Origin of the sequence: Desulforhopalus sp. IMCC35007 (assembly GCF_005116575.1) — a bacterium.
Taxonomy (GTDB): domain Bacteria; phylum Desulfobacterota; class Desulfobulbia; order Desulfobulbales; family Desulfocapsaceae; genus Desulforhopalus_A.
Window position 1 is genome coordinate 191,477 of record NZ_SWCN01000009.1, and the last position, 12,588, is coordinate 204,064.

Consider the following 12,588-nt stretch of genomic DNA (forward strand, 5'->3'; position numbering starts at 1 on the left):
CGATAAAAACAGCTGATTACAGATTATTGTGCGTCTTTTTCCGAGGGCAGCTCGTTGACAATCAAAACAAAAAGATTGTCATTTTTAAAAAACACCTGTTGTAGATCATAGTCCCGATCAGGCGAGAGGTCCAGGACCACCCGAACCATATCCTTATCCGCGTGATATGCAGTCCTGACGCTTTCCACATATTTACCACCAGCATCAATCTGCTTTTGCACATCACTGCTCAATTTCATACTCGGAAAATCACACAGGACACGCGGGTTATTTTTTTCGATTGCCGAAACGGTTGGTGGGAAAAAATCGTTGAGGTGAAAAAGAACCATCTCCCCACGATTCGATGAGTCATCAAAAGAGACCTCAAGCAGTTGCGGCATGCCGGGAGATATCTCTTGCACTGCAGGGGATGGGTTATCTTCAGAGACAACAGGGGGAGCATCCTTTACTTCTTCTGTTGCAGCGACAGCCGGTGCTATCGTGTTTGTATCGACGCCAGGGCTGATCACAGTTTTTTCATCTTTGACTGGCAAAACATCATTTGAAACAGGTGCTTTCTCTGTTTCTTGTGGAATATTCACTGTTTTTTCGGCAATTGCACCTCTCGTCAGTACCACCTCAAGAAGGTTCTCGCTTTCTGTAAAACTGTGTTTATAGTCGACAGCGTAGTTTTTTGACAGATCGATCACTATACGTGCTTTACTTTTGGGTTCTTTGTGTAAACCGATACGAATATTTTCAGCCAGTTCGCCTTCGGGAAGTGGTATAAGATTCTTTTTGCGGTATATAGATTCCGGGAAATCGATGACCAGCCGTGGTCGCTCCCCTTTAATGGCAAACATGGTAACAGGAACGGGCGCACCGAGCTTAAAACTGATTGTTTCCTGATCAGCAGATATCTTAGCGTGGTTGATTGAGACTATCTCCACAGGGTTTGTCTTTTCTGCCAGCAAGATTGATGGTGAAAACAAACAAAAGCCGATAATTGTTACTGCTAACACTATCCCCAATTTCATCTGACAAATCCTTTTTTTTTATTATAACGTATGCTTATGTGAAGAATTATGTTCAACGTAATTGATTACCTCATCCTGACTTGAAAAGTCAACCAAATTTCAGTAAATGGAAGGGCTGGCTTTTAACAATTTCCTCTGGAACTTCAGGCCTTACGCCTCCTTGTTCAGATAACTCTCCAACGGTACCCCGATGACAGATCGTACAATCCTTTCAGCAATAAACAGACCAGGTCGCTATCTCGGCCATGAATTTAACTCCGTCCAGAAGAAATGGGATAGTGCAAAGGTTACATTCGCTCTTATCTTTCCAGATCTCTACGAAATTGGCATGTCTCACCAGGGTTTACAAATACTATATCATCTTTTGAATAAAAAAGATGAATTCCTTGCCGAACGCTGTTATTGCCCTGACACCGATGTGGAAAAGTTACTCAGAGCAGAAGGTGCACCTCTCACCAGTCTTGAAAACGGCCAGCCCTTAAAAAATTTTGACGTCCTTGGCTTTACCCTGCCCTATGAGCTTTGCTACACCAATATCCTCACAGTTCTTGATCTTGCATCTATTCCTTTCTATGCCAAAGACCGTGACGCCTCATACCCGCTCCTTCTCGCCGGAGGTGCCTGTGCACTCAACCCAGAACCAGTAGCCGAGTTTTTTGATGCCGTTCTTCTGGGTGATGGAGAAGAGGCTCTCATTGAAATAGCGCTGGTAATCGCCAGGGCCAAAGATGAAGACCTCACAAAGGACAAAGTTCTGCAACGGCTTTCAGAAGTTCAGGGTGTTTATGTCCCGAGCCACTTTCATGTTGAATATGACACGCAGAAGGCAGAACATCAGATCAACCACATCAGTCACAAAACGACAGATGGAACATCCATTACAAGAAGAATAGTTGCCAGTCTTGATGATATCGAGCACTTAAAAAACCCGATTGTACCCAATGCAAAAATTATCCATGACCGCCTTGGTATCGAAGTTGCGAGAGGCTGCACGCGGGGTTGCAGATTTTGTCAGGCGGGCATCACCTACCGCCCGGTTAGAGAACGTAGTATTGAGAATGTTATCGAGCTTGCCAAAGAAAGTATCAAAAATTCAGGTTTTGACGAAGTCGCGCTGCTCTCACTTTCTACCGGCGACTATTCCTGCCTGGAACAGGTCCTCCCCCGGTTAATGGATGAATTTGCCGATAAATACGTCTCAGTCGCCATGCCTTCAATGCGGGTAGGAACCCTTACACCAGCCATCATGGAACAGGTGAAACGAGTACGGAAAACTGGGTTTACCCTCGCCCCTGAGGCAGGAAGCGAACGGTTGAGACGGGTTATCAACAAAGGTATTACCGAAGATGACCTGATTAATACCTGTACCGAGGCCTTTAATCTGGGCTGGCGAATCATCAAGTGCTACTTCATGATTGGTCTGCCGACTGAAACCCAGGCAGATATAGACGGGATAGTGGATCTGGTGCAGAAGATGCTCGCAGCCCGCGGACATGGTCCGGGAAAAGGAAAAAAACAGATTAACGTCAGTGTTGGCACATTTGTGCCCAAACCACACACCCCCTTTCAGTGGGAGAAACAACTGACCATAGAAGAAAGCATTACTCGGATCCGGAGTCTCAGTGATAATTTACCCCAGAAAGGTGCTAATTTTCGCTACCATAACCCTCGAATAAGCTATCTTGAAGGTGTGTTTTCAAGAGGGGACAGACGACTTGCCGCTCTTATCGAAAACGCCTGGCAACATGGCGCCCGCCTTGATGGCTGGACAGAACACTTCAATATAGATGTATGGCAACTGGCGGCAAGTAATACAGGTATCAACCTCGACAGTTATCTCAGAGCCAGAGACCTTGATGAAATTTTACCATGGGACCACCTTCAGACCGGGGTGGACAAACAATTTCTAAAAGACGAGTTGGAAAAGGGCAGAAATGAAGGCTATACCCCTGACTGCCGCTACCACGCCTGTCAAAAATGTGGCTTGTGTGATTTTGAGACCATTCTGCCGATAGTTCACAACCGGAAAGGTGAACTTGCACCTGTTGTAAGTGCACCCGTTAAAGAGACCGGTCCTGCTGAGGAAGGTCATTTTAAATATCTGGTTCACTACTCCCGTGTCGGCAACATCTGCTATCTTGGCCACCTTGAGATACTTCAGGTTGTTTTCAGAGCCTTGCAAAGAGCCGAGATTCCAACCAACTACAGCCAGGGATTCAATCCATCACCCAAGGTTTCTTTTGGTCCCGCTCTTCCAGTCGGCACCGAGAGTTATGCAGAATATTTTATCATGGATTTAACCAGACCTCTGAAGGATATCCATGAAGCCCAAAGTATCCTGAACAACACCCTGCCGCCAGGCCTTGAAGTGACAGGAATAGAACTCCATTCCGGTAAAGTCCCACAGAAGATGAAGGTCTCCTACAATATCACCTTAGGAGAAGATGCCACCGAGAGCCAGCATGAGGCCGCCAGGAATTTTGCGGCAGCCCAGACTTTTTTGGTGAAAAAGACCAGAAAAGGCAAAACAAAAGAGATAGATATTCGCCCATTAATCGAAAAATTAACGTTTACTGGACCGCAACAGGTTGAACTGGAAATTATCGCAGAAAGTGCCCAGCCAGGTATTAAACCGATCGAGGCAATTGTCAGTATCCTGGGCATCTCAGAAACAAGTGCCAGCCACATTGAAATTGTAAAAAAAGGTTGGGTGCAACTGGATTGATCCAGTTACTTCCTAAACGAAAATGGCTCCCTACTGTCAAACAAGCCTCAGATACCAACCAGCAGGACGGCACCTCTCCGCCTTGCTGGTTGTCATTTTCTTTATTCTCAGCATAACCACAACGGTGTATGGCAGGCAGTCAGGTTCTATAACCGCACTGACTGAACTTGTCACCAATGGCAGTTATCTCGTCAAGTCAGAGACAAAAACAATCGGCTACAGACAACAGGAGCTCTTTACTCCAGCTTCTACTCTTAAAATTCTCACCGCCCTTGTTGCACTTGAGCTGCTGGGACCGCAGTTCAGATTTGAAACTCATTTTTACATAGATGAGACTCAAAACCTTTATATAAAGGGCTATGGTGACCCTTTTTTAACCTCTGAAGAAATCCTGTCAATATGTTCGTCCCTTAAAAAACTCGGCCTTAACACCATCCAAAACGTGTATCTTGACACCACCGCATTTATGGATGAGCCGACCCCAGGCAGCAATAACAGCACGAATCCATACGATGCTCCTTATGGTGGCCTGGCTGTGAATTTCAATTCCCTTGCCATCAAAAAAGACCCCGACGGCACCATTGCATCAGGAGAACCCCAGACACCAACTCTGCCAATGATGACCAAACTGGGCAAGGATTTACCACCCGGCATTCAACGCATAAATATAGCATTACTCTCCCTCAATGACCATATTTCAGCGCCACTTCAATATGCCGGTGAATTGTTTTCAGCCCAGCTGAAACGTTCAGGAATCTCCATTCAAAAGGATTTTCAGGTTAAGGCCGTACCCTCTTCTCTTCCCCCGATCCTTATTCACAAAAACAGCAAAAACCTTGAGAAGGTTTTGTATGAATGTCTTTATTATTCCAACAATTTTATTGCAAATCAGCTGTTTCTCTCCTGCGGCCTGTATAAATATGGCTCTCCTGCATCACTCGACAAATCCCGCAGCGTTATGACCAATTATCTCGAAAGCACTTTAGGGCTTTCTCCGTCCCAGATAACAGTTGATGATGGTTCAGGGTTAAGCAGAAAAAACAGAATCAGTACAGAGGCCCTCGTAAAGATTCTCGATAAATTCAAACCATACAGCCACCTTCTTCGCAACAAGGAAGGAATTTTACTCAAAAGCGGAACCATGACAGGAGTGTATTGCTACGGAGGATACATCATAGAAAATGATAATCTTACCCCCTTTGCTATTCTCCTCAACCAAAGCAATAACACCAGAGACGACCTTCTTAAGCGTCTCCAGGCGCTCTACCGATTGTCGAAATAGATAAACGTTGAATAACAGCACCTTGAGTGGACAATAAATTAATGTTGCTCTCCCATCTTTCCTCTATTATTTTATGAGCGATCAAATCGTCCGAATCCATTATCAAACGACCTGCAATCATGGAAGGAAGAAAACAATGAATCAAAAAGTTTTTATAACTCTACAGTTCTTTGTCGTTATCTCACTGGCGACTCTCATGCTGAGTGGCTGCGGAGCACCAGCCGGCAGCGCAGAAGACGGAAAAAGATGGTATACTATGAACAATTGCTCGTCCTGCCATGGCTTGCATGGCAACGATGGACGCGCCATCGATATTGCTGGTATTGATATGGGCTTTGGCCGTTTCGTTCGAATATTACGAAGAACCGACGCCCCAATCATGCCTTTTTTTCCCGAATCAAAAATATCTAAACAGGATGCCGCTGATATTTACGCGTATCTCAAAAGTGTGGAAAAATAATATTTGAAGGATGCAATACCGTATAAAATTCGATTTTACCTCGCCAATTTTATTCGTTTATACGTCAACGACACCTCCATTCTCCCAAACAACAATTTGTCGGTTTAATCAGCTAATAGTACGGGAACTGATTACTCCCTGTAGAGCGGCAGATGTTGATTTATAACTTGCATGCAACTTTCCATAGGTGTAAACAAAAAGCGCAGGTTTAATTTTTTGTACTTTTATTAGATTCAAGGAGAATTCTTTCGATGCCTATACGTTGCCCATCAAATATTTTAGTAAAACTTTTTCACCTTACCCTTATCATTACTGTTGCAATACTTCCCCTTGCCCCAGCCTCCTCTCTTGCGGCAAACAGTACGGAGAGTGAAAAAATAATTGAAGTTACAGAACAGAGTAAAATCCCAGTGGTAACAACCGAGTCTAAAACGGAAATATCACAGGAAACAAGCACTCAGGTCGATACTTTGCCAGAAACTCAAGTTGACACTTCACCAGAACCTGAAACAACGCCGCCCGTCGAAGTCGACAAGCCAATGTCAACAGGCATGAAAGTGGCGCTTGGAGTTGGGGCAGGAGTTGTCGTTATTGCAGGAGTCGCCGCTCTTGCAGGTGGTGGTTCGGGCGACTCTACCCCAACACCACCAACAACAGATCAGGTAGTAGGGGCCTGGCATGCTAATGCTATATGCATCGATGGTCGAACCTATTCAGGCACCTATACTCTTTATGCTGGTGGTTCCCATTACTTTGACATCACCATTTCAGATGGTACCCATGTAGCCGGTTCTGGAGCCTGGAACCTTGACGAATATGATCTAGAATTGCGTAATTATCAGCACTCCACATACCAGGGCACATTTGCAGAAAGAATAAAAACAACTGTTACACTTTATGCCACCGATGGAAGATGGAAATTGGTATTAACTAAATAATTTGGAACAAACATTTCTTCCTGAAGAGAAAAAATCAAAGAACTTTTTCCTTCAGGAGGACAACCCTTTTTTCTATTCTATACTATTTCTTATCTATGTGTCTGCAGCACAACCACAATCACGATTGTAACTACAATTTACGGCTACTCATCTGACAAATTAAATGATTGAGGCTATTGAGAAAATAGAGCGTAAAAGTTGTTTTTTAAATCATGACCTGCGACATTACCGCTTAATCGCAGCATCACGGATTTATCAACTATAGTTTCTTTTTTCATCATAGCTCAATTAAGGATCTGCTCATAACTGTGCTTACTCAACTGCTCGAAACAAAAGGAGAGTTTGAACTTATATTGCTCAACTAACCACTCAAAGTGACTTTAACGCCTGGATCGGCTCAAGATGAGCGGCCTGCACTGCTGGATAGATGCCAAAGAAAATTCCCGCAAAAACAGCAAGCACAAATGGCAAGGCAATAGACAGTAGTGTCACGGAGACTGGCCACCCAGCTATCTGCTCAATCAAAATTACCGCAGCCCCACCAAGGACCATACCAAGCAACCCACCCGTAATGGTAAGCAGTACAGATTCGGTGAGGAACTGTAAAACGATATCCCACTTCGTTGCTCCGACCGCCCTCCGTATACCTATTTCCCGCTTTCGTTCAGACACGTTTGCCAGCATAATGTTCATTATTCCAACACCACCTACAAAAAGCGAGATACCTCCGGTCACTGCCAGAAACAGATTAAAGACAGCCTGCGTTTTCATGGATTGATTCAATAGTTGTCGCGGGACTACCATACTGTAATCGTGAACCTCATGGTGGCTTAAATAGAGGAGTCGGTCTATGACCTCCGATGCCACAATAACATCGGTATCGCCAGTCACCTTTACAACAATCTGATTCAAATCTGCGGAGAGGGACGATTTAAGAGGGTCATCCCGATGCATTGCTGAAAACGGGAAGGAGAGAAAAACCATTTCATCCACGTTTTCCCGGGCAATCTCTTCAACCTCAGTATCAACCCTCTTCGTGTCTTCAAGGATGCCCACAATCTTGTAGAGTTGATCCCCCAGACGCACATACTCCCCAAGCCGCCCTGCTGCACCAAGCTGACGAGAAATTGTCACCCCCAGAACGCATACCAGATTATTTTGATACGAATCTTCAGGGAGAAGAAAACGACCTTTACTCAGAATTCTCCCGGTAATTTCTAAATAGGAAGAGCTCACGTAAACAACTTTTGCCGTGATATCTTTATTCATACCAAAAGGGGCCTGAGAAATCTCTTTCATCCCAGCGACTCCTGCAATAAAAGGTTGTTTTTCCAGGCGCTGAATGTCATTCCAGGTCAAGCCATATACTTGATTGCCGGAGAGAACTGTTGCCTGATCGTCTGGTTGTTTTGCCTGATGAATATATATATTGCTGAGGCCAAGCCCAGCCAAGGTTGACATGACCTTCTGTTTTGCCCCTTCGCCGGTTGAAATCATCACCATAACCGCCATAACACCACAGACGATTCCCAGAATACTCAACAGTGATCTGAGCTTGTGAGAGATCAGGGATGTATATGCAACCTGAACCAATCGTAGCAGTCTCAGCATATCAACTCGCCAGCCTGCCATTTTTCATAGTCAAAATCCGGTTTGTCATTCCAGCAACATGTTGATCATGGGTCACCAAAATTATCGTCGCACCACCGTCATTGAGCCTTCGAAGAAGATTGAGAATTTCCTTACTGTTATCATCATCAAGATTTCCGGTAGGTTCATCGGCTAAGATCAATTTTGGTGCAATGGACAGAGCCCTTGCAATTGCCACTCTCTGCATCTCTCCACCCGACAGCTCGGCTGGACGATGGTGTCTCCTCTCTGATAAACCAACGACATCTATTGCCGCATCAACCTGCCGCCCCACCTCAGCTTTTGTCTCCCCTCTGTAGAGATAGGGCATGGCGACATTGTGCCAGACATCCTGTTCTGTTATCAGGTCAAAAGTTTGAAAAACATAGCCAATCCAGTGAGCTCTGATCCAGGATCTTTCTCGATCCGATAAGGAACCGATCTCTCGACCATCCAATTGATAGGTTCCGTTATCCGGCTGCAGCAAGGTTCCCACTATATGCAATAAGGTCGTCTTCCCTGAGCCTGAGGTTCCCATTATCGAAATGAAATCCCCTTTGGCCACATCTAAATTCACACCAGATAAAACATGTACCGGCTTCTGCCCTAAGGTATAACTTTTCTGTATTTTGTCTAAGCTGACGAGCATATCTTCTTTCATCAGGGCCCACCCCGATCAACCAGACTCACCCGTTCACCTTCTGTTAGTCCTTCAATGATTTCAACAAAGTCCTCATTTTGGGCACCAACCTTTATCTCCCGCTGTACGTAGCCCATCACCCCGTTTGCAACCCAACAGTAGTTGACCGCACCATCTCTGAAGACAGCCTGAACCGGCACCGTCAATACATTTTCCAGCGATTTTGAAACAACAGAAACCTGACAGGTCATTCCAGGCCTGAATCGTTGATCTTCTCTATCCAGGGTAAAAACAAGCTGAAAAAATTTTTCCTGACCTGCACTGGCATCGACGGTGGCTGCCAGTGCACCAATAAAGGTCAGCTCTCCAGACATTACAGCGTCAGGATATGCATCCACATGCACTTCACCCACCTGGCCCATCTCAAGTTTATGCAAGTCGATCTCCCGCGCCTTTGTCTTGACTATCATCTTGGTAATATCGGGGAGGTAAAGTATTGGCAGGTTTTGAAAGACGGCATCACCAACCCTCGGTTTACGCTTTTCTCCATCGCGAAAGGTCTCGTAATGGATAACAATACCATCAAAAGGGGCACGTATGACTGTATTGGCAAGTTCTTTTCGTGCAAGCTCGAGGGCGCTTTTTTTCGCCTGCAATTTACTGTCTATCTGAATCAATGTAGCTTCAGCCTTGGCGATTCTATGCTTGCCTCCCTGTAGGGTCTGCTCCACCAGAAGACTGGTATTCTTTCTTTTAGCAAGTGCGCTTTCAAGCAGGGCGGGCAGTACGTGCTTATTATAATTTATGTACCTATCATTCGCGGTCTTTAATTGATCACGGTAAACGGCTATTTTTTCTTCCACCGAACTGATCTCGGATTTATTGTCAAAGCCTTCTTCTTTCAAAGCGAGAAGATCCGAATAAAAAGCTTCATAACGCTGCAGTTCGAGCTTTGCCTTATCCTTTTCTTCCTGCAGTGATGAAATCTTCAGGGGACCGTCACCGTCACGTAACCGCTTATACTCCAGTTCCGCCACGTTGAGATTATACTGGGCATTGGCAATCTCACTCTGGACCTGATTTTCCTCATAGCTTACTTCCTGGTCAGAGGCCTGAACGGCAGCCGCAAGACCTGCAACCTCGGCTGTCAATTGGTCCACAAGATTTTCATATGGAGCCGGGTCGAGCCGTACGAGAATATCATCACGTTTGACCCGAAGACCGTCCCCTATAAGATAAATAATTTTCCCTTTTGAATCTCTTATTTCTGAGGCGACCATATGCGATTGTGCAGCATCGAGAACCCCTACGACATGCAGATCAACGGAAAAACTCCGCCTTTTAACAACTCCGTCTACTGTATTTAATTCAGGAACAATCTCTCTTTTCTGATACCAAAAAGAGGCTACAAAAAATGAGAGAAGGAGGACAAGAATCACAACACCACTTTTCATTGTGTCACTTCCCCTCTCTCCTGGCGCTCAATCAAAGTCCCGAGTACTGACCGGAGGTTGTAGGTGCCAATTATATAGGCTATCCTGTCAGAGATCAGGTCTGTCTGTGCTTTTTGTAACTCTGACTGTGACTCCAGAAGGTCAAAGTTACCTGCCATACCATGGCGAAATTTACTCTCAGACAGCCGGAGTTTCCCTTTTGCCTGTCTGGTCTGCTCCTGACGAATTTCAATCTGTTTTTTACGTTTATCGAGGCTGTTCAATTCGGATCTCACTTCTTGAATAATGTTCTGTTTGGTTTCTTCAAGACCTATCAGAGTTCGGCGATGTCTGATCTGACTTTCCAGATACTCGTTTTTTTCAACTTTTCTAAAGATGTCAGTATCACTGGTTATAAAGGCCGTCCAACTCTCTTCGGGAAGATCAAACAGTACCTGATCTCCAAACTTATTGTAGCCGATTTCTAAGTCGACATTTGGCAGGAGATTGTTCTTTGCAACGGCAAGTTTTCTATTCGCCTCATCAATTTCCATCTGGCTCTGCTCCAGCTCGATTCTGTTTTCGAGGGCCGTCTCAATCAGATCACTCTCGACAATATCAAGAAAGCTCACATCCATCGGTGCCGTAACCGTCATATCCCCCGTCATAGGTATTGCCAGTACTTCTTTGAGCTGATCACGATAGTTTTGATACAGTTCAAGGGTGCTCGTCAGCTCTTCCTGGACCTCTTTAATCCTGAGCTCCGCCCGATACAGATCCATTGCGGTGATCACACCAGCCTTTTCCTTTAACTTTGCAAGGGCCAGATGACTCTCGAGTCGTTCGAGGTCTTTCCCCAGATACTCGAGCTTTTGTTGGGTCTGAATGGTTTCGTACACCCTGCTCACAGTCTGTAAAATAATGGTCTTTTGCTGCTTGTAGAATTCCAGCTTGGACTGTTCATAAGAAAATCTGCTGGTATACACAGCATCCATAGTGAACTCTTCCCCAAAACTGCGAAGCAATGGAATACTTAACCCCAGGCCCACACCTGTATTTTCCCCGTCCTCATCACTGTAAACCTCTGGGATAACCGAGGCGACAATACCCGATGAAGTTTTCTTGGAAATAGAGGCACCAACCCTCCAGGCATCATCGGTATCCGAGGAATAGCCAACTCCACCTGTTGGTAATACTTTGATATCAAACTCAGCCTTCTGGTTCTCGAGGGAGATGCCACTTGACTGGATGCCCAGACTTTCACGAACAAGAGACCGGTTTTGTCGAAGGGCAAGCTGGATCGCCTCGTTAAGCGATATGGTCACAGATTTTCCATCAGAGAGAGCCGCATCGGCTGAAGAAGCTGGAGGGCTCGTTGACCAGACCTCGCCGTTACACACAGGCAAAAGCAGAGCCAGGAGTAGAAATGTAGTTTTTAACGTTGGTTTCATAACAAAGTTTCTCTAGCCCATCCAGGCGACCCTTTCATACATCCCAGCTTTACCATTGAAATGGAGCAGAAAAACATCAGATGTCACACTAAAGTGGGCGGGTGTTGCGATATTTGGCAAGTTAATCCGGAGCTACTATACCATTTAGAATTTAGCTCTTACATCTTTTTTTACATCTTGAATCAGTACGGTCCTGTTTCCGGCAAACTCTAAAATTGAGCCTGTTACAGTTTACACCCAGCTCCTCAGTCTTCTGGTAGAGGATAGCTCCTGATCAAGCACATAACATACAGAGCATTCAAGAACCTTCCCTTCTTCACCCTCATTCAAAATGACTTACCAGATACTTACTGGAGTTTTGTCCATTGTGATTTTACCGTTTTGTGGAGGCTGATAGCAAGAAAGTCCCCCTTTTAAAAGACGAAAACACAATGACGATACAATCTCCCCGGTTCAACCGGCAAACAACCATAAAAGCTCAGACCACCTCACCCCTTTTCATCACGCTCTGCTCTTTTTGCCAGAAAACCAAAAATACCGAGGGAGTCTGGTCATATGCAAACCAGACGGAGCCCCCTGCCACCCCACCTCAGTTTTCCCACGGATTCTGTCCAGAATGTGCACGTACCCACTTCCCCTCACTTGACTGGGATTAACCAGGAATCCCTGCCTGGCTTAGCACCAGATCTTCTCCCATCCATACCGGCATACCTCCAGAATATAAATATACCCTTCACACTATAGGCATATTTACCCAGATAAAATTGGGCACTTGCCACAATTGCATACCGTACGCCAACATAATATATTGTTCAATGGTAACTGCTTCCCCCCCTTTAAAAATAATTTATGGGGATGAAGAAAATGCTTGACAGGTTTTTGGCAATATTTTTTGTAACAGCTTGATTCAATTATACAATCACCTGAGATGCATTGTAATAGGGCTAGTATAGCACGAATAATGCCGAGTTGAAGTGATTTGCTATAAACCGCCGCAATCGTAATGTGGTAAGC

9 protein-coding genes are annotated in these 12,588 nt (G+C 45.1%); 4 read left to right on the forward strand and 5 right to left on the reverse strand.

Annotation, left to right across the window (positions count from 1 at the left end):
• Nucleotides 1-23: 23 nt before the first annotated feature.
• A complete protein-coding gene (locus FCL48_RS11805; RefSeq protein WP_136872483.1) occupies nt 24-1,016 on the reverse strand; it encodes an AMIN domain-containing protein in 993 nt (330 codons plus the stop codon).
• 190 nt (nt 1,017-1,206) lie between these two features.
• On the opposite strand from FCL48_RS11805, the gene FCL48_RS11810 reads away from it, so the two are divergent.
• From FCL48_RS11810 to FCL48_RS11825, 4 genes are all read left to right on the forward strand, one after another.
• Entirely contained in the window at nt 1,207-3,741 is a 2,535-nt protein-coding gene (locus tag FCL48_RS11810; RefSeq protein WP_136872484.1) for a TIGR03960 family B12-binding radical SAM protein, read from the forward strand.
• Between the two features lie 82 nt (nt 3,742-3,823).
• Nucleotides 3,824-5,023, forward strand: a complete 1,200-nt coding sequence (locus FCL48_RS11815) for a D-alanyl-D-alanine carboxypeptidase/D-alanyl-D-alanine-endopeptidase (protein WP_169309193.1) — start codon at nt 3,824-3,826, stop codon at nt 5,021-5,023.
• Between the two features lie 136 nt (nt 5,024-5,159).
• Nucleotides 5,160-5,483 carry a cytochrome c gene (locus FCL48_RS11820; protein WP_169309194.1) on the forward strand — a complete coding sequence of 108 codons (324 nt, stop codon included), beginning with the start codon at nt 5,160-5,162 and terminating at the stop codon, nt 5,481-5,483.
• A 251-nt stretch (nt 5,484-5,734) separates the two neighbouring features.
• Complete coding sequence (locus FCL48_RS11825) at nt 5,735-6,421, forward strand: hypothetical protein (RefSeq protein ID WP_136872487.1); 687 nt, start codon at nt 5,735-5,737, stop codon at nt 6,419-6,421.
• A gap of 369 nt (nt 6,422-6,790) precedes the next feature.
• Here FCL48_RS11825 and FCL48_RS11830 read toward each other — a convergent pair whose 3' ends face one another.
• The 4 genes from FCL48_RS11830 to FCL48_RS11845 are packed head-to-tail and all read right to left on the reverse strand — an operon-like array spanning nt 6,791 to nt 11,574.
• Nucleotides 6,791-8,032 (reverse strand): ABC transporter permease, encoded by a 1,242-nt coding sequence (locus FCL48_RS11830; RefSeq protein WP_169309195.1) that lies wholly within the window; start codon nt 8,030-8,032, stop codon nt 6,791-6,793.
• A gap of 1 nt (nt 8,033) precedes the next feature.
• Nucleotides 8,034-8,711 carry an ABC transporter ATP-binding protein gene (locus FCL48_RS11835; RefSeq protein WP_240744827.1) on the reverse strand — a complete coding sequence of 226 codons (678 nt, stop codon included), beginning with the start codon at nt 8,709-8,711 and terminating at the stop codon, nt 8,034-8,036.
• Entirely contained in the window at nt 8,711-10,144 is a 1,434-nt protein-coding gene (locus FCL48_RS11840) for an efflux RND transporter periplasmic adaptor subunit (RefSeq protein WP_136872489.1), read from the reverse strand. The genes FCL48_RS11835 and FCL48_RS11840 overlap by 1 nt, the downstream gene beginning before the upstream one ends.
• On the reverse strand, nt 10,141-11,574 hold the full coding sequence (locus FCL48_RS11845) for a TolC family protein (protein ID WP_136872490.1): 1,434 nt from the start codon (nt 11,572-11,574) through the stop codon (nt 10,141-10,143). The genes FCL48_RS11840 and FCL48_RS11845 overlap by 4 nt, the downstream gene beginning before the upstream one ends.
• Nucleotides 11,575-12,588 lie beyond the last annotated feature (1,014 nt).